This window comes from Anaerococcus sp. AH8042_DFU013_CI05, from assembly GCF_047936775.1.
In the GTDB taxonomy this organism is placed as follows: Bacteria; Bacillota; Clostridia; order Tissierellales; family Peptoniphilaceae; genus Anaerococcus.
On the sequence record NZ_CP175954.1, the window covers coordinates 478,482 to 497,570 of the forward strand.

Genomic DNA, 19,089 nt, shown 5'->3' on the forward strand with positions numbered 1-19,089 from the left:
AGATGATTTCGATCATCTTCTTTTTTTAAGTGAGGATATAATGCAAAGTTTACAAAAAGAAAAATACAAAGAATATTTTAAGAATAAAACTTACAATATAACCACATTTGGTTGCCAGATGAATGAACATGATTCTGAGCGTATCTCATATATTCTTGAAGATTTAGGATACACATATACAGATAATAGGGAAGAAGCTGACTTTATTTTATTTAATACTTGCTTAGTTCGTGAAAATGCTGAGTTAAAACTGTATGGTCAAGTCTCATCCCTAAAAAGATTAAAAAAAGAACACCCAGAAAAAATCATTTCAGTATCTGGATGTATGATGCAAACCACAGAAGCTCGACAAGTAATAATAGATAAGCATCCAGAGGTAGATATTATTTTTGGTACAAAAAATATTAATTCACTTTCTGATTTGATATTTAGATATCTTGAAACAGGTGAAAGAGTTATAGATATTTCTACAGATGCAGTAAAAGATGATTTCGAAAAATATAATTCCACCAATGATTTCCAAGCCTATGTAAATATTATGCGCGGATGCGATAATTATTGTACTTATTGTATAGTTCCAGAATCACGTGGACGAGAAGAATCTAGACGTCCGTATTCAATTATTGAAGAAATAGAGTATTTAGTCTCTCAAGGCTTTAAAGAATTTACTCTGCTTGGACAAAATGTAAACTCATATGGAAACAACACAGACTATGACTTTACTTTTCCAGAGTTACTAGCAAGAGTTGCTAAAATTCCAGGTGTAAAAAGACTTAGATTTACATCAAGCCATCCAAAAGATTTATCAGATGAGCTAATTGAAGTAATGCGAAATAATGACAACATTTGTAACTACTTCCACTTACCAATGCAATCAGGATCAGATGAAGTATTAAAGAAAATGAACCGTCATTATACAATAGAAAAATACTTAGAAAGAGCAAACAAATTAAAAGAAGAGATTCCAGGCATTGCCCTTTCTACAGATATAATTGTAGGTTTTCCTACAGAAACAGAAGAAGATTTTCAAAAAACAGTTGAAGCATGCAAAAAAGTTGGTTTTGACTCAGCTTATACTTTTAAATACTCACCAAGACCAAAAACAGTTGCAGCAAAATACCCAACAATAGATGATGAAATAGTTCAAGACAGATTCCAAAGACTTTTAGATGAACTATATCCAATGTTTAACGAAAAGAATGCAGAGTATGTTGGAAAAACTGTAGAAGTTTTATTAGAATCAGAATCAAAAAATAATCCTGAAATTTTAACAGGTAGGACTGATACATTCAAATTAGTTCACGTAAAAGCACCGAAAGAATTAATAGGTGAATTTGTAAATGTAAAAATCACAGATCATACATCGTTTACTATATCAGGGGACTTGGTAAATTAATTATCAAATCATTTATGGATAATACAAACTATTTATTATCCTTTTAAAGAAAAGTTATAAGTGATATTATTTTTCTGTAGGGAGAAAAGAGGCGATAAATGAGAGATGTATTAGTAAAAGCCAAGGCAAAAATGGGAAGACTCCCAGATAACGAATTATATTTAGCCTTAGCAAATGAAAGCAATATAGACAAAAAAATTGATATTCTTTCAAAAGCTTATCCTGAAATTGATAACAGGAAAAATAAAAGAGCCCTAGAAGCTGATAATTTCAACTATATGTTTAGTGAACTAAAAAGCATTGATTACTTTTTACGCGGACTTGAAAGTGAATTTTTCAACTTATACTTCTCAAAATATGAAATATTATTTTTGCAAGAAGTTATAGAATCACTAGTAAATAAAAACTACAAAAGAAACTATGTAAGCTTTACAGCTAGTCCTTTATCAAAAGAATTTATTTTGACAGAGGACATGGATCTAGAATCTTTTGTAAATATGAATAAATCTAGCAAGTATTATAGAATTTTGCTTCCATTTTTAAATGAAAATATGGAGGCAGAGTCTATAATATTTTTATCTTCAAATGCTTTAATCAAATTTTATTATCGTAATTTATTAAAACTTGCTAAAAAATTTAATAGCAAAGAACGCAAGCAAATAGAAAAATTCCTAGGTGAAGAAATTAATTTGCTTAATTTTGAGATGCTTTATAGACTAAAATCATATTACAATAGAAATGACGGCGATGTTTTCAACTACCTTATTGCAGGAGGAAATACATATAATGGACAAAGGCTAAAGGAATTAGCAGAAATGTCAAAGATAGATTTTCTCGAAAAAATGAGTGATAGTAAGTACAAACATATTTTCGATGATTACACCCATACTCATAAAGAAATCAGAAAAAGGGAATTAAAACTCTATTATGGTGAAATAACTAAACAAGAGTGCGATATCCTATACGTGATTTCTGCAATGAATATAATGTTTATCAGCGAAGAAAATATCGAAGCCCTTTTAGAAGTTGATGACAGTTTCACAGTAGAAGAAGCAATGGAATATCTAATAGTGAGGTAATAATGGCAGTAGAAAAAATGTACCTGGTAAATATGATATCCGATAAAAAAAACCTGGACAGTTTTTTGGAAGATGTGATCAAAATTGGTGATATCGAGCCACTTGATTCATTTAATCAAATTACAAACAGGAATTTTAACATAACAGCTAGTGCTGAAAATGTTGACATTACTGAAGATATCAATAACTTATCAGGATTTGACAGAAATGATGATGGGTTTATTAACAAGCTTGAAGAGATGAAAAATTCTCTAGGCATTGATAGTAACTCAGAAAATGGACAATTACTTGACCATGAAAGAGTCGATGAACTTTATGATAAACTTAAAGTTTTATTAGACAAAAAAACAGAACTAGAAGAAAAATCAAAACAGCTTGAAGTCTATAAAAAGAATGTAGACTTACTTAAACAATACGATATCGATATCGATAAAATTCAAAATTTAAAATATTTTGATTATAGATATGGAGTAGTTACTGAAGATGGTCGTTTTATCCTAAAAAATAACTACGAAAATATCCCATCTTTAATTATCCATTTGGATGAGAATGTAGATCGTGCAAGCTTAAATGCATTAGATGAAATTTATGCAATTGATGAAGCAACTTATAACTTAAATGAAAAAACAAATCAAGTTTTAGAAAATGAAAGAGAAAATGCTCGCAATGTTTCTCTAAAACTTGATCAAGAATATAGTTTAAAAACAAAAAATGAATCAAATCAAATTTATAATGATATTATGCAAGGCGCTTCAGATAGAGAAAATAAAATCAATGCAGACTATCAGTCAAGAATTAACAACATGAATGATACTTATAGTAAACATAAGGATGAAGTTGTTGATAAGATAGTAGACTTCTTAGTTAATTCTGAAAGTTAGATAAGAGGTATATGAAAATGGCAGGTAATCAAAATTTTAATAATATCAGATTGGAAAATACTGGCGATTATCTACAAATTCAAGCCCAAAATGTTAAAGATGATGTAGGGGAAAAGTTAAAAAGTAAAGTCTTTAAAGATAATAAGTTGCAAAAAGAAAAAAATAATTTTTTAGATGCAGATATTATTGGAGACACTTATGAGGATAATTTGACAGATATAAATAATTCTAAACAAAAAATAAAAAAAATACCTAATATCGACAACCAAGACCTACTTGAAAAACAAAGTTATCTGATGGTTTATCCAAAAAAAGTTAGCAAAGACTTAAATAGAACTATCAATACTCTAGGTTTTGTAGAAAATACTATTCCTGAGGACAGTAATTACAAAAATATTGATAATGAAATTGCACAAATAGACGAGAAACTAGAATCATTAAACGATGAGATTAATCGATTAAGCAATGAATATCAAGATGTAATCAAGGATTTATCTTATAATTTAAATTATGAACAAAGTGCAAGCGACTATCAAAATAGCATGGCCTTTGGAGATAAATACTTTTATTTCTCAGCTTTAGTTCCTGAATCTGATCTTAAGAATATCAAAGGTCTTGAGGATAAGTATTCAGATACTAAAATTGTAAAAGAAGATATTATGGTTGAAGATAAAAAGAAGAAACCTAAAAAAAATGATAATAAGCAGAATAATAAAAATGAAGAAAGTTATTTGCTTGTTTATCCAGAGAAAGTTAAAAAAGATGTATCTCGTTCTATAAATACTCTTGGATTTATAGATAATGAAATTCCAGAAGATATTGATATAAAAAATATAGATCGAGAATACGCAAGTGTAAATGCTGAGTTAAATAATATAAATCTTGAGATAAATGAACTTGATAAGCAATATAAAGATGTTATGAACAATATTGCTTATTCACTAGATTATGCTCAAAAAGCAGAGGATTTAAAAAGCAATATGGCTCAAGGTGATAAATATTTTTATTTATCAGGTTGGGTTCCAGAATCTGAAGTTGATAAATTTAAATCTTTAGAAAATAAATATGAAGATACAGTTTTATCAACTAAAAAAGTTGAAGAAACTAGTGAGGCACCACCAACAAGGCTTAAAAATAATTCATTATTTAGACCTTTTGAGTTTTTAGTTAATATGTATGGTGCACCAAACTATGATGAAGTTGACCCGACTCCATTTTTCGCAATCACATATTTATTATTATATGGATTAATGTTTGGGGACTTGGGCCAAGGTTTAGTATTTATAGCTATAGGTTTGTGGCTGTCAAAGAAAAATAAAGTTTTTGGCGGTTTAATCAAGCGAATAGGGATATCTGCTTCGTTTTTTGGACTCATGTACGGTTCATTCTTTGGACGCGAAGATTTAATTCCAGCTTTGCTTATCAAACCATTTGATAATATTATGACTGTTTTAATAGCATCCGTTGCATTCGGTGTGGGACTTATGGTAATTTCTTATTTAATAGGGGTCTACAATAAAGTTTCAAAACAACATAATATTGAAGAAGGTATATTTGGCAAGGAAGGTTTGGCAGGACTTATGATGATGCTTTCATTTATCATCATCGTGTTAAATATAGTAAACATAAGCCCAATACCAATGCCAGTGGGATTAATTTTATTAATAGCTTCCATTGTCATGATGGTATTTAAACAACCTATAGCAAGAAAACTTGAAGGTAAAAAACGACTTTACGATCAATCAAAAGGCGATTACTATGTAGAAAGTTCATTCTCTATCATAGAAGCACTTCTTTCAGTTTTCTCAAATTTAGTATCCTTTACAAGGGTAGGTGCCTTTGCTATAAACCACGTTGGTTTATATATGGCCTTTGAAGTAATGGCCAAGCTTGCGGGTGGAGGCATAATTGGTTTCATAATTCTAATTCTAGGTAATGCATTAATTATCGGTCTAGAAGGAATGATAGTATTTATCCAAGGTCTAAGACTAGAATTTTATGAAATGTTTAGCAAGTATTATGAAGGTAACGGTCGCTTATTTAGACCAATCGGTAGAAAAAAAATTAATAACTAAATGGAAAGGAAAAGTTATGATTAAAAACATAGGATTATTAGCACTAGCAGTAGTAGTTATTACAATTTATTCAGGTATTTATCTATTAAGAACAAATGAAGACCCATCAAAAGAAAAAATTAAAAAAGCACTAAAGATAAACTTAACAACATTTGTACCACTTATGGCAATGATTGTAGTTTTACTTTTACCAGCAAATGCAAAAGCAGCCGCAACTGATGCTGCAGCAGCTACAGCAGCAACAAGCGCTGAAGGATTAAAATATATTGGTGCTGCTTTATCAACAGGTCTTGCAACAATTGGTACAGGTTATGCAGTAGGTACAGTAGGTTCTGCAGCACTTGGAGCTATTTCTGAAGACCAATCAATATTAGGACGTACAATCATCTTCGTAGGTCTTGCTGAAGGTATCGCAATCTTCGGTGTTATCATCTCAATCCTTATTTTATACGCATAAAATGAAGGCAAAAATATTAACTAACGACCCAAGTCTTATTGTAATGTTTAGACTTGGGTCTATTGAAGGAAAGCTAGTTACTGAGCCTGATGAGGCCTATGAAGATTTTAAGGCTTCATTAAAAGATAATGATCTTGCAGTTCTAATTTTAACTAAAACAGTAGAATCATGGATTGAAGAAGATGTTAGAACTCATAGGCTTAGTGAAGGGGCTCCTTTAATTGTAGTCATTGATGGTTAATTGGAGGTATTATGCTTGATATAAATCAAAAACTAAGAACCTTTAGAAAAATGGTTTGGGATGAAGAAAAAGCAAGAAGTAACGAAGAATTATACAATTCTACAAATATAAATAGTGAACAAATTGATGAGAAAAAAGCAAGTCTTGAAAAAGAGCTAAAATCAACTTTAGAAAATCGTAGAAGTTTTGCAACAATTCGTGGAAACGAGAGAGTATCAAAACTTGAAGAAGAACAAAAGACAAATTTTTACGCTCATAAAGAATCTCTCCTTAATGACTTAGTGGGAGAAGTTAAAGATAAGCTTAAAGAGTATACAAAAACAGATGAATATAAAAATTCTCTTGCAAAAAATATAGAAAAAGTACTTAACGAATTAAATGAAAGCGCTGATAATTTTGATATTTTGTTAAGAGAAGAGGACAAGAATTTAGTAAACTATCCTAATATTGGTACTTTGGATGATGAATATATTGGTGGATTTATTTTAAAAGCAAAAGATGGATCATTCCAATATAACCAAACTTATCTAAAAAAAATCGAAGAAAAACAATACGATATAGGCAGAACTTTATATAATCTGTTTGAAAGTGAGAGTTTTAATGAATCCAATAATTAAAACAATAAATGGTCCAGTAGTTGTAGCAAAAAATGCAAGCTCACTTAAAATTCGTGAGATGGTTTCTGTAGGTAAACTTAAACTTATTGGTGAAGTTATATCTGTAGATGGTGATAATGCTACTATCCAGGTTTATGAAGATACATCTGGACTTGCTGCAAATGAAGAGATAGTTTCAACAGGTAGACCACTTTCTGTAAGACTTGGACCAGGCCTACTTAAAAATATGTTTGATGGTATCGAACGTCCACTACAAAAAATTATGGATGAAAATGGTGCTTTCATTCCCTCAGGAATTGGTTTTGAAAACTTGGATGAAGAAAAATCTTGGGAAGTAGAAATCAAGGTTTCTGTAGGCGACACTATAAATGTTGGAGATATTTATGCCACAATTATGGAAACAAAAACCATCGAACATAGACTTATGTCTACAGTAGATGGTGAGATCACTGATGTAAAACCATCAGGGACTTATAAATTAGAAGATACAATAGTAAAAGTAAAGACAAATAAGGGCGAAGAAGAAGAATTAAAACTTTATCAATATTGGCCAGTAAGAAATCCTCGTCCAGTTAAAAAAGTTAGACCGCTTGAGTTATTATTAAATACAGGGCAAAGAGTCCTTGATGTATTTTTCCCAGTAGCTAAGGGTGGTACAGTAGCAATCCCAGGTGGTTTTGGTACTGGAAAAACTATGCTTCAACACCAATTTGCTCAATACGCAGATGCTGATATTATTATCTATATCGGTTGTGGTGAACGTGGAAATGAAATGACTCAAGTACTAGAAGAATTCCCAGAGCTTATTGACCCAAATACAGGTTATGGTTTGATGGAGCGTACAATTCTTATTGCAAATACATCAAACATGCCAGTAGCTGCCCGTGAAGCTTCAATTTATACTGGAATTACAATTGCAGAATACTTTAGAGACATGGGTTATCACGTAGCGTTAATGGCTGACTCTACATCTAGATGGGCAGAAGCTTTAAGAGAGATCTCTGGTCGTTTGGAAGAAATTCCAGCAGAAGAAGGATATCCAGCATATCTTGGATCAAGACTTTCTCAGTTCTATGAAAGAGCAGGATACTTTACAAACTTAAATGGATCAGAAGGATCAGTTACCCTAATTGGTGCAGTTTCACCATCAGGTGGAGACTTCTCAGAACCAGTTACAGAAAATACAAGAAGGTCTGTAAATGTATTCTTAGGTCTAGATAGAAAATTAGCATATTCACGTCACTATCCAGCAATTAACTGGTTAACATCTTATTCAAACTATGTTGATACCATGAGATCATACTATCAAGAAAAAACTGGAGAAGATATTATTGCAGTTCGTAATGAACTTATGAATGTACTTTTACAAGAAGACGAAGTGCGTTCTATCCTTATGCTTGTAGGTAAGGATGCTCTATCAGATGCTCAAAGAAATATTTTAGATGTATCTGAACTTATCAGAGTAGGATTTTTACAACAAAATGCCTACAATGATACTGATAAATACGTGCCACTTGATAAACAAATTGAAATGCTAAATGTAATTAGAAATTATTATCATAAATCAGCAGAAGCAATTGAAAATGGTGTACCATATAGTAAAACTTATAACTCAGAACTTATAAATGACATTACTCAAATGAAATACACCATTAAAAATGATGAGCTAGATAAATTTACAGTTTTAAATAATAAACTAGAATCACATTTCTTAGGACTTAGGGGAGGAGAATATTAATGCGTAAAGAATATACAAAAGTTAAAAGAATCGAATCCTCAATCATAGAAATTGAAAAAGTAGCAGATGTAACCTACAATGCCGTAGTGTCGGTTCATGCATTAGGAATGGACTTTGTAGGACAAGTTGTAAAGATAGATGATGATACTATATCTATAGAAGTTTTTGGTAATACTCAAGATTTTTCACTAGATGATATAGTGATATCATTTGAAGAAAAACCACTCGCTATTCCACTAAGTGAGAAAATACTTGGTCGTACATTTGATGGACTTGCTCGTCCAATTGACAATGGTGGAGATATCTATGCTGAAAAAAATTATTCAGTAGAAGGTGAACCACTAAATCCAGTGGCTCGTGAGTACCCAAGAGACTTTATACAAACAGGTATTTCAGCAATAGATACACTTACAACCCTAATCCGTGGTCAAAAACTACCAATATTCTCAGGATATGGACTATCACATAATCAAATAGCAGCTCAAATAGTAAGACAAGCAAAACTAAAAACTGATGAAGACTTTGCCTTTGTATTTGCCGCTATGGGAATAAAAAAAGATGAAGCTATGTTTTTTGAAGATGCCTTTAATAAAGCAGGAGTCCGTGATAAAGTAGTAATGTATCAAAATCTAGCTGATAGCCCAATTATGGAAAGATTAATAGCGCCAAAATGTGCATTAACCGCAGCTGAATACTTAGCATATGAAAAAGGCTATCACGTTTTAGTAATTATCACTGATATGACTTCATATTCAGAAGCTTTACGTGAAGTTTCATCTATCAGACAAGAAGTGCCATCTCGTAAGGGTTATCCAGGATATCTATATTCTGATCTTGCTACTCTTTATGAAAGAGCTGGTATGATTCGTGATGTAAATGGATCTGTTACACTTATTCCAATTTTAACTATGCCAAATGATGATATTACTCACCCAGTTCCTGACCTTACAGGTTACATCACTGAGGGACAAATAGTAATTGATAGGGGATTATTTAATAAAGGAATCTATCCACCAATAAATGTACTACCTTCACTTTCTCGTCTTATGAAAGATGGTATTGGTGAAGGGTATACACGTGCTGACCATGAAGATTTAATGAACCAAATTTATGAATCATATTCTCACGTTGGTGAAGTAAGAAATATTGCCCAAATTGTTGGAGAAGATGACTTATCAGATATTGATAAAAAATATCTAGAATTTGGAGATGAATTCGAAAAAAGATTCTTATCTCAAGATCCAACTGAAAATAGAGAACTTGACCAAAGTTTAGATCTAGGTTGGGAGATTTTAAGTATTCTTCCAAGGACAGAACTACACAGGGTAAGTCCAGAAAACCTAGATAAATTTATAGGTAAGTAAAATGGAAATAAAATCAACTGCCCCTACCAAGGCAAATTTAATTGCAGCTAAAGACCACTTAAATTTACTTAAGGGTGGTCTTGATATTCTTGATAAATCAAGAAAAGCTTTAATACAAGCCCATGATGGCAAGATTAAACAAAGAGATGAACTAAATGATGATGTAAATGATACTATCAAAAAAGTTAGCAGAAATTTCAAAAAAGCTATGGTAACCATGGGTGAGTCAAAACTTGATGATATTTCAAGAATTGTTCCAGTAGATAATAGTATAGAGCTAAAAGAAAGCGAATTTATGCAAACAAAGGTTTATGATATAAACTTTGTACCAACTATGCTAAATCTTTCTTATTCATTTTATGAAACAAACGAAGCCTTTGATGTGGCATTGCTATCATTTAATGAACTTAAGTATAAAATTTATAAGTTAGCCGAGCTAGATACTACAATTAATAACCTTGATAGGCAAATAAAAAAAACTAGTAAAAAAGTTAATTCTCTAGAAAAAGTACAAATACCAAAAACCGAAGAGAGAATAAAAACAATATCATCCTTGATAGAAGAAAAGGAAAGAGAAGAATTTTCTAAGACAAAAATGGTTAAGGATAAAAAAATACGAGATGAAAAAAACACCGCAAACTAATTTGTTGCGGTGTTTTTAATTTCTCTCTTTTTAGATGTGCGAATCTTGTTTGGATCGATAACTTTTATAGTTTCATAATCCAAGATATCATCATCCTTGTATGATTTTTGCATAGATGCCGATAAGGCAAGTCCAATCATAATTAAGCATATTAATTGAAAAGTACCTCCAGCTGATAAAAATGGAAGTGGGATACCAGTTACTGGCATTAGGCCAATTGTCATACCTATATTTTCAAAAATATGAATAAATAGCATGGCTGCGATGCCTGTTACCATTAATGAAATAAAAGTATTATTAGATTTTTTAGCAAGTCTAGCTAGTCTTAGAATAATAATTGTAAATAACAATACTAAAAATATTGCTCCTATGAATCCTAATTCCTCAGCCAAAACTGAAAAAATAAAGTCAGTTTCTTTTTCTGGAACATATCCATATTGGGATTGAGTACCGTTTAAATATCCACGGCCTTTTAGCATTCCAGATCCAATTGCTATCATACCTTGTTGTTGTTGCCAGTTAGATCCAGATGTATCTCTTGCTGGGTCCAAAAAGTTTTGAATTCTATCGGCTCTATAACCAGATAGATTTGATAAAACTAAGTACCCTACAGTTATACCACCCACTGCAAAGAACAAAATCCATTTCCAAGACAAGCCTGCTACAAAAAGCATAGCAGCGATGAAAAATAAAAATACCATTGCAGTTCCAAAATCTGGTTGAAGTAGGATTAGTCCTACGGGTACAGCAACAAATATTAAAGCTTGTATAAGTTTTTTTGGCTCATTTATTTGATATTTGTTCTGATCTAGATAAGCTGCAAAAGCAAATATAAGCCCTACTTTTACAAATTCTGATGGCTGGAAGGAAAATGATCCTATATAAACCCACGATTTTGCACCCCATTCATCAAGGCCTCGTCCAAATATTAAGGTTAAAATCAATAAGCCAAGACCTATTCCATAAATCCATAGGTAAAATCGTTTTAATACTTCCAAATCAATAGTACAAAAAATACCAATTAGTACAAAACCTAAAAGGGTCGATGCTATTTGCATCTTTATAGAATCAAAATCTCCTCCATAGGCCGAGTATAGAATTACTAGACCATAAATACTTAGGATAAGTGTTGCAAAAAGCAAAATCAAATCCAAATCTTTTAAATTTTTTTTCTTTATATTAAACATTCAATCACTCCATATCTAATGACTTATTATACCATTTTAAGAAGTTTTAATAAATATAATCTTAAAAAATAGTATAGTATTAAAAGAGGATAAGGTGATATTATTTTAAAGAAAAAAGAAATTCGAGAGGTTTTAGACATTTTATCTAAAATGTATGAGGATCCAAACAAAAATCTGTTACACTTTGAAACTCCTTTTGAAGCGCTAATTGCAACTATGCTTTCAGCTCAAAGTACTGATAAAAGAGTAAATGCAGTAACATCTGAACTATTTAAAGAGGCAAATACTCCAAAAGATTTTGTTAAGATGGATATTAAAGTTTTAGAAAACTGGATAAAATCTATTGGAATATATAAAAATAAAGCAAAAAATATAAAAGCAACCAGTCAAATTTTGCTTGAAGATTTTAATAGTGAAGTTCCTAAACAGAAAAGTGAACTAATAAAGTTACCTGGAGTAGGCAATAAAACAGCAAATGTAGTTCTTGCAAATGCATTTGACATCCCAGCCTTTGCAGTAGACACTCATGTTTTTAGAGTAGCTAATAGAATAGGTCTAGCTGAGGCAAAGAATGTTAGTCAAACAGAGATGCAGCTTACAGAAAATGTGCCAGAAAATGAGTGGAATATAACACATAAAAGGCTTATTACCCACGGCCGAGCAATCTGTAAGGCGCGAGGGCCACTCTGTGAAGAATGCAATTTGAATAAGTTATGTTTATATTATAGGAGAGATAATGATTAAACTTTTTGCAATTGATATGGATGGTACACTTTTAAATACTGATGATAAAATAGATCCATCTACGAAAGAATCCATCTTAAGATTAAATGCATCTGGTGTAAAAACAGTTTTAACAAGTGGCAGGGTAATGTCATCTATTAAATTTGCTACAAAAGATCTTGGAGAAGATAATCCCATGGTGGCAACTAATGGAGCCTTGATTATGGCAAATAATAAAATTTTAAAGCAATATCCACTTAAAGATGACCATCTTAAAGAATTAGTAGACTTTTGCCAGGAACACAAATTTATATATCATTTTTATGATGAAGATACTTTTTATTCAAATAGACTTGATGAAGACAGGATAAGACATTTAAAAATTGATAATGATTATGGTTTAAACTACCAATGCAATATTTCTATTACAGACGATCCCATTAAGAATCTGAAAGAAAGAAAAAAATTAGCCTATAAGATATTAATCGGATGTTTAAGTAGCCATCCTTATGGCGAAGAAGAAGCAGTAGAAATAATAAAAGAAAAATTTAATCATATACTTTATATAACTTCTTCTGGTCCAGGTGCAATAGAAATCATGGAACCCCATGTTAATAAGTGGGAAGGTATAAAAGAACTAATAGAATTTTTGGGTATAAAAGTTGATGAAGTTGCTGCAATTGGAGATTCTTATAATGATTTGCCAATGATTGAAAATGCAAAAATTGGATTTGCTATGGGCAATGGTAACGAAAAAGTAAAATCAATATCCGATTATGTTGTAGCAGATAATGATAATGGCGGCATTAGTGAAGCAGCAAAAATAATTTTAGAATATAATAAGGAAAATCCAAGTGTTTAATATAGTTTTATTAGCCCCAGAATATCCTGGTAACGTTGGAAATATTGGAAGAACTTGTGTATTAACCGAGTCTCACTTACACTTAGTAAGACCATTTAAATTTGATTTTTCAGATAAGGCCTTAAAAAAATCTGGAATTGATTATTGGGATAAGGTAAATCTTACTATCCATGATAGTATGGAGGAATTTTTAGATTTCATCAAAGACAAGAATTTTTATTTAGTAGAGACAGGTACAGATACAAAGTATTCTGATATTTCTTTTAATGATAATGATTTTTTAATATTTGGCAGGGAAAAAGAAGGTATAAATTCAAGTATTCTAGAAAAATATAAAGAAAAAATAATTACTATCCCTATGACTAAAAAGATAGATAGGTCTTTAAACTTAGCCAATTCAGTAAATATAGTTTTATACGAAGCCTTAAGGCAAAATAATTTTAATTTTTAGGAGAGAATATGTACGATATTATAATTTTAGGAGCAGGTCCAGCAGGTCTTACTGCAGGACTTTATGCTGGTAGATCAAAATTAAAAACACTTATAATTGAAAAAAATATACCAGGTGGACAAATTGCGACAACAGCATTTGTAGATAACTACCCTGGATCTATGGAAGATGCAACAGGCATGGGTCTATCAGATAGGATGTATGATCAAGCAAAAGAATATTGTGAATTTTTAACTACAAATGTTACTAGTGTTGAACTAGAGGGAGAAGTTAAAAAAGTTCACACAGATGATGGCAAAACCCTAGAAGCAAAAGTAATAATTATTTCAACTGGAGCAAGCCATAGAAAACTTGAAGTCCCTGGTGAAAGTGAATTTGCAAATATGGGTGTTTCTTATTGTGCTACTTGCGATGGCCCATTTTATAATGGACTAGATATATTTGTTGTAGGTGGTGGGGATAGTGCAGTAGAAGAAGCGATATATCTTACAAAATTTGGAAAATCTGTAACTATTATCCACAGACGTGATGAGTTTAGAGCAAGCCAAGTTGTTGTAGATAAGGCACGTGCAAATGAAAAAATAAAATTCGAACTGGATTCTGTAGTAAATGAAATAAGGGGAGATAAGGAAACTACTTCTCTTATTATAGAAAATGTAAAAACTGGGGAGAAAAAAGAGCTAAAAAGTGATGATAATGACCCAATAGGGGTATTTATATTTGTAGGATATATTCCACAAACAGATATATTCAAAGATCAAATTGATATGAATTATGGGTATATAGTTACTGATAGCGATATGAAAACAAATATCGAAGGAGTTTTTGCAGTAGGTGACAATCGTGAAAAGTCTGTCAGACAAATGGTGACTGCTGCAGGCGATGGCTGTACAGCTGCTGTTGTAGCAAACAGATACCTTGAAGGACAAGTCTGGTAAACTATTGACAATGTCCTATAATTTAGTAAAATATTATTGTAAAAACTTTTAGAAAGAATATAGGAGGCAATAATGACAACTAGAGTAGCAATTAATGGATTCGGTAGAATCGGTCGTCTTACACTAAGAAGAATTTCTGAAGTAGAAGATGATATCCAAGTAGTAGCAATTAATGACCTTATTGATAAAGATGGTCTTGCTTATGCTTTTAAATACGATACAGCACAAGGAAGATTTACTGGAGATTTTGAACAAACAGAAGAGGGCTTTAAAGTAAATGGCCAAGAAATCAAAATCTTTGCTGAAAGAAATCCAGAAGATCTACCATGGGGAGACCTTGATGTTGATGTTGTGCTAGAATGTACAGGTTTCTTCACAGAAAAAGAAAAAGCAGAAGCTCACTTAAAAGCAGGAGCTAAAAAAGTTCTAATCTCTGCACCAGGTAAAGGTGATATGAAAACTATCGTTTACGGTGTAAACCATGAAACTTTAGATGGATCAGAAACAGTAGTATCAGCAGCAAGCTGTACAACAAACTGTTTAGCACCTATGGTAAACGTACTTGTAAAAGAATTTGGATTTGTAACAGGACAAATGTCTACAATCCACGCATATACAGCAACACAAGCTATCCAAGATACACCAGCTTCTAAAAAAGACCTTAGAGGTGGACGTGCAGCTGCTCAAAATACAATTCCAGCTTCAACAGGGGCTGCAAAAGCAGTAGGTAAAGTACTTCCAGAAGTAGAAGGTAAAATTGATGGTACTGCTTTAAGAGTACCAGTTATCACAGGATCAATTACAGAACTTTACTCAGTACTTGAGAAAAAAGTTACTGAAGAAGAAGTAAATGAAGCAATGAAAAAATACTCATCTGATGCATTCGCTTACGAAACAGAAGATGTTGTTTCAAGTGACATCGTTGGCTACCCAGCAGGATCAGTATTTGATTCACAACTTACAAAAGTTGTAGAAAATGGTGACAGTCAATTAGTAAAAACAGTTGCTTGGTATGATAACGAAGCAGGATACGTATCTAACTTAGTTAGAACATTAGATTATTTAGCTAAACTTTAAGAGATAGAAAAGGGCAGGGATATTTATCTCTTGCCCTTTTATTATTGAGGTGAATTATGAACAAAAAAACACTAAAAGACCTAGATGTAAATGGAAAAAAAGTATTAGTTAGAGTAGACTTTAACGTTCCTTTATCAAAAGAGGATAGAAGTAAGATTGCAGATGACTCTAGAATCAGAGCAGCCCTTCCTACAATAGATTATTTATTAGAAAACGACGCAAAAGTTATCTTAATTAGTCACTTAGGCAGACCAAACGGTGAAGCTAACCCAGAATTTTCATTAAAACCAGTTGCAAATTGGTTATCCGACCACTACGGTAATAAATTTGAATTTTTAGCTGCTGATGAAGTAGTTGACGAAAATGTTAAAGAAAAAGTAAATGAACTTAATGACGGAGAACTTGCCTTATTAGAAAATACTAGATACGTAGCTGGTGAGACTAAAAATGATGAAGCATTTGCAAAAGAATTAGCTTCTCTTGCTGACTTATATGTAAATGATGCCTTTGGTACAAGCCATAGAGCACATGCTTCAAATGTAGGTGTAGCTAGCATTTTGCCATCCGCAGTAGGATTATTAATTGAAAAAGAAATAGATGTTATGAGAAAAGCTCTTGAAAATCCAGAACATCCTTTTGTATCAATCCTTGGTGGAGCTAAAGTTTCTGATAAAATTGGTGTAATTGAAAACTTAATTACAAAAGTAGATACAATTCTTATTGGTGGGGGCATGGCTTACACTTTCTTAAAAGCTCAAGGCAAGGAAATAGGTAAATCTCTTCTTGAAGAAGACAAGATGGATCTTTCTTTAGAATTACTTGAAAGAGCAAAAGAAAACAATGTAGAAATATTATTACCAGTAGATGTTGTAATAGCTGAAGATATTGCTCCAGGTGTTGAAACTGAAATTGTAGATGTTGATAATATCCCAGCTGATAAGGAAGCATTAGATATTGGACCAAAAACAGCAGAAATCTATACAGAAAAAATTAAAGATGCTAAAACTGTTGTATGGAACGGGCCAATGGGCGTATTTGAAATCAAAGAATTTTCAAATGGTACAAATAAAGTAGCACACGCTCTAGCAGAAGCTGATGCAACAACAATTGTTGGTGGTGGCGACTCAGCACTTGCAATAGAAATGGCAGATTTAAAAGATAAAATTACCCACGTATCAACAGGTGGTGGAGCAAGCTTAGAATTTTTAGAAGGAAAAGACCTACCAGGTATTTCTGCAATTGAAGATAAATAAGGAGTAATAATGCGTAAACCAGTAATAGTTGGAAACTGGAAAATGAATATGACAGTAAGTGAAGCTAAAAATTTACTTACTGAAATTAAAGAAAAAGACTTAGATAATGAAGTAGAAGCAGGTGTTTGTACACCAGCCATAGACCTACCAATAGCAGCTGAGATTTTAGAAGGAACTAACGTTGAATTTGGTGGACAAAATATGTACTTTGAAGAATCTGGAGCATTTACAGGAGAAATTTCCCCAACAATGCTAAAAGATATTGGAGCAACATATGTTATCCTAGGTCATTCTGAACGTCGTGATATCTTTGGCGAAGATGATAAATTAATCAATGAAAAAGTATTATCAGCCTTTGACCATGACTTAACACCAATTCTTTGCTGTGGTGAATCTTTAGAAGAAAGAGAAGCTAACAAACAAGAAGAAAAAGTAAAAGCACAATTAGAAGCTGATCTTAAAGATATAAGCGAAAGTGATATTAAAAAATTAATCATAGCTTACGAACCAATCTGGGCAATAGGTACTGGAAAAACAGCATCAGCTGATGATGCAGAAGCAATGTGTGCATTTATTAGAAATCTTGTATCGGATCTTTACTCAACAGAAGCAGCAGATGCGGTTCGAATTCAATATGGTGGTTCTGTAAAACCAGCAAATGTTAAAGAGTTAATGGAAAAAGAAAACATCGATGGAGCTCTAGTAGGTGGAGCAAGCCTAAAAGCAGACGATTTTGAAGCATTGGTAAATCATAGAAAATAATAAGGAGAATTAATAATGAGCTTAATTACAAGTGTATATGCAAGACAAATCCTCGACTCAAGAGGAAATCCAACAGTAGAAGTAGAAGTTGAAACAGAACTAGGCGGATACGGCCGCGCATCAGTACCATCTGGTGCATCAACTGGTGAATGGGAAGCAGTAGAACTTCGTGATGGAGATAAAGATTACTTCCTAGGAAAATCAGTTCTAAAAGCTGTTGAAAATGTAAATGACAAAATAGCTGATGAATTAGTTTTAGTATATGATGTTACCGACCAAGTAGGTGTTGATAGCAGAATGCTTGAACTAGATGGAACAAACAATAAAGGAAATCTTGGTGCAAATGCTATCCTAGGTGTATCATTAGCAGTAGCAAAAGCAGCAGCAGATGAATTAGGACTTCCACTTTATGCTTATCTTGGTGGACCAAATGCCAAACTTTTACCAACACCAATGATGAATATCCTAAATGGTGGTGAACACGCTGATAACTCAGTAGATATTCAAGAGTTTATGATCTTCCCACTAGGCGCAGAAACTTTCTCACACGCATTACAAATGGGTACAGAAGTATTCCACAGCTTAAAATCAGTTCTTAAAGAAAAAGGATACAACACAGCTGTAGGTGATGAAGGTGGATTTGCACCAAACCTTAAATCAAACGAAGAAGCTCTAGAAATCATAGTTGAAGCTATTACAAAAGCAGGTTATGAAGCAGGTAAAGATGTATTTATAGCAATGGACTGCGCCAGCTCAGAATTCTATAACAAAGAAGACGGAAAGTATCACCTAGAAGGTGAAGGCACAGTTTACTCAGAAGAAGAAATGATTGACTGGTTAGAAAGCCTAGTTGATAAATATCCAATCATCTCAATCGAAGATGGCCTAGATGAAAACGACTGGGAAGGATGGGCAAAACTTACAGAAAGACTTGGAGGAAAAGTTCAACTTGTAGGTGATGACCTATTTGTAACAAATACTGAAAAACTTGAAAAAGGTATCAAAGAAAATGTTGCAAATTCTATCCTTATCAAAGTTAACCAAATTGGTTCTCTAACAGAAACACTAAACGCTATCGAAATGGCAAAACAAGCAGGATACACAGCTGTAGTTTCACATAGATCTGGTGAAACAGAAGATGTTACAATCGCGGATTTAGTAGTAGCTGTAAATGCTGGACAAATCAAAACAGGTGCACCATCAAGAACTGACCGTGTTGCAAAATACAACCAATTATTAAGAATCGAAGATGAACTTTGGGAAAATGCAGAATTTAAAGGTTTAAAAGCATTTTACAACCTAAAAGATAGATTTAACGATTAATTAAAATAAAAAGTAGGGAAAA

Annotated in this window: 19 protein-coding genes; 18 read left to right on the plus strand and 1 reads right to left on the minus strand. The window is 32.3% G+C overall.

Annotated elements, in window-relative coordinates; translation table 11 throughout:
• Positions 1-40: 40 nt before the first annotated feature.
• The 10 genes from miaB (at position 41) to ACKRLN_RS02650 (ending at position 10,491) form a co-directional block, all read left to right on the plus strand.
• Positions 41-1,396, plus strand: a complete 1,356-nt coding sequence (gene miaB, locus ACKRLN_RS02605) for a tRNA (N6-isopentenyl adenosine(37)-C2)-methylthiotransferase MiaB (RefSeq protein ID WP_203127333.1) — start codon at positions 41-43, stop codon at positions 1,394-1,396.
• Between the two features lie 98 nt (positions 1,397-1,494).
• On the plus strand, positions 1,495-2,475 hold the full coding sequence (locus tag ACKRLN_RS02610) for a V0D/AC39 family V-type ATPase subunit (protein ID WP_203127334.1): 981 nt from the start codon (positions 1,495-1,497) through the stop codon (positions 2,473-2,475).
• A gap of 2 nt (positions 2,476-2,477) precedes the next feature.
• Entirely contained in the window at positions 2,478-3,356 is an 879-nt protein-coding gene (locus ACKRLN_RS02615; RefSeq protein ID WP_203127335.1) for a hypothetical protein, read from the plus strand.
• Positions 3,357-3,373: 17 nt separating this feature from the next.
• Positions 3,374-5,431, plus strand: coding sequence for a V-type ATP synthase subunit I (locus ACKRLN_RS02620; protein WP_416335183.1), 2,058 nt, complete (start codon positions 3,374-3,376; stop codon positions 5,429-5,431).
• A gap of 16 nt (positions 5,432-5,447) precedes the next feature.
• The gene (locus tag ACKRLN_RS02625; RefSeq protein WP_296142656.1) at positions 5,448-5,888 is read left to right on the plus strand and encodes an ATP synthase subunit C; all 441 of its coding nucleotides are present in this window, start codon (positions 5,448-5,450) and stop codon (positions 5,886-5,888) included.
• Between the two features lies 1 nt (position 5,889).
• Positions 5,890-6,129 carry a V-type ATP synthase subunit F gene (locus ACKRLN_RS02630; RefSeq protein WP_203127337.1) on the plus strand — a complete coding sequence of 80 codons (240 nt, stop codon included), beginning with the start codon at positions 5,890-5,892 and terminating at the stop codon, positions 6,127-6,129.
• An 11-nt stretch (positions 6,130-6,140) separates the two neighbouring features.
• On the plus strand, positions 6,141-6,746 hold the full coding sequence (locus ACKRLN_RS02635) for a V-type ATP synthase subunit E (RefSeq protein ID WP_295885433.1): 606 nt from the start codon (positions 6,141-6,143) through the stop codon (positions 6,744-6,746).
• Complete coding sequence (locus ACKRLN_RS02640) at positions 6,730-8,484, plus strand: V-type ATP synthase subunit A (RefSeq protein WP_416335184.1); 1,755 nt, start codon at positions 6,730-6,732, stop codon at positions 8,482-8,484. The genes ACKRLN_RS02635 and ACKRLN_RS02640 overlap by 17 nt, the downstream gene beginning before the upstream one ends.
• Positions 8,484-9,848 carry a V-type ATP synthase subunit B gene (locus ACKRLN_RS02645; protein ID WP_203127340.1) on the plus strand — a complete coding sequence of 455 codons (1,365 nt, stop codon included), beginning with the start codon at positions 8,484-8,486 and terminating at the stop codon, positions 9,846-9,848. The genes ACKRLN_RS02640 and ACKRLN_RS02645 overlap by 1 nt, the downstream gene beginning before the upstream one ends.
• A 1-nt stretch (position 9,849) precedes the next feature.
• Positions 9,850-10,491: a V-type ATP synthase subunit D gene (locus ACKRLN_RS02650; RefSeq protein ID WP_296142664.1), complete on the plus strand. Its 642-nt coding sequence runs from the start codon at positions 9,850-9,852 to the stop codon at positions 10,489-10,491.
• Here the strand turns inward: ACKRLN_RS02650 and rodA are convergent.
• A complete protein-coding gene (gene rodA / locus ACKRLN_RS02655) occupies positions 10,488-11,678 on the minus strand; it encodes a rod shape-determining protein RodA (RefSeq protein WP_295885565.1) in 1,191 nt (396 codons plus the stop codon). The genes ACKRLN_RS02650 and rodA overlap by 4 nt on opposite strands.
• A gap of 99 nt (positions 11,679-11,777) precedes the next feature.
• On the opposite strand from rodA, the gene nth reads away from it, so the two are divergent.
• From nth to eno, 8 genes are all read left to right on the plus strand, one after another.
• On the plus strand, positions 11,778-12,422 hold the full coding sequence (gene nth / locus ACKRLN_RS02660; protein WP_295885597.1) for an endonuclease III: 645 nt from the start codon (positions 11,778-11,780) through the stop codon (positions 12,420-12,422).
• Positions 12,415-13,263 carry a Cof-type HAD-IIB family hydrolase gene (locus tag ACKRLN_RS02665; protein ID WP_296142670.1) on the plus strand — a complete coding sequence of 283 codons (849 nt, stop codon included), beginning with the start codon at positions 12,415-12,417 and terminating at the stop codon, positions 13,261-13,263. The genes nth and ACKRLN_RS02665 overlap by 8 nt, the downstream gene beginning before the upstream one ends.
• Positions 13,256-13,714, plus strand: a complete 459-nt coding sequence (locus ACKRLN_RS02670) for a tRNA (cytidine(34)-2'-O)-methyltransferase (protein ID WP_416335185.1) — start codon at positions 13,256-13,258, stop codon at positions 13,712-13,714. The genes ACKRLN_RS02665 and ACKRLN_RS02670 overlap by 8 nt, the downstream gene beginning before the upstream one ends.
• Positions 13,715-13,722: 8 nt before the next feature.
• Positions 13,723-14,652, plus strand: a complete 930-nt coding sequence (trxB, locus tag ACKRLN_RS02675; RefSeq protein WP_203127346.1) for a thioredoxin-disulfide reductase — start codon at positions 13,723-13,725, stop codon at positions 14,650-14,652.
• A gap of 72 nt (positions 14,653-14,724) precedes the next feature.
• Positions 14,725-15,729: a type I glyceraldehyde-3-phosphate dehydrogenase gene (gene gap, locus ACKRLN_RS02680; RefSeq protein WP_203127347.1), complete on the plus strand. Its 1,005-nt coding sequence runs from the start codon at positions 14,725-14,727 to the stop codon at positions 15,727-15,729.
• A gap of 56 nt (positions 15,730-15,785) precedes the next feature.
• The gene (locus ACKRLN_RS02685; RefSeq protein ID WP_416335186.1) at positions 15,786-16,982 is read left to right on the plus strand and encodes a phosphoglycerate kinase; all 1,197 of its coding nucleotides are present in this window, start codon (positions 15,786-15,788) and stop codon (positions 16,980-16,982) included.
• Between the two features lie 9 nt (positions 16,983-16,991).
• On the plus strand, positions 16,992-17,744 hold the full coding sequence (tpiA, locus tag ACKRLN_RS02690) for a triose-phosphate isomerase (protein ID WP_203127349.1): 753 nt from the start codon (positions 16,992-16,994) through the stop codon (positions 17,742-17,744).
• 15 nt (positions 17,745-17,759) lie between these two features.
• Positions 17,760-19,067 carry a phosphopyruvate hydratase gene (eno, locus tag ACKRLN_RS02695; RefSeq protein ID WP_203127350.1) on the plus strand — a complete coding sequence of 436 codons (1,308 nt, stop codon included), beginning with the start codon at positions 17,760-17,762 and terminating at the stop codon, positions 19,065-19,067.
• The last annotated feature ends 22 nt before the right edge of the window (positions 19,068-19,089 follow it).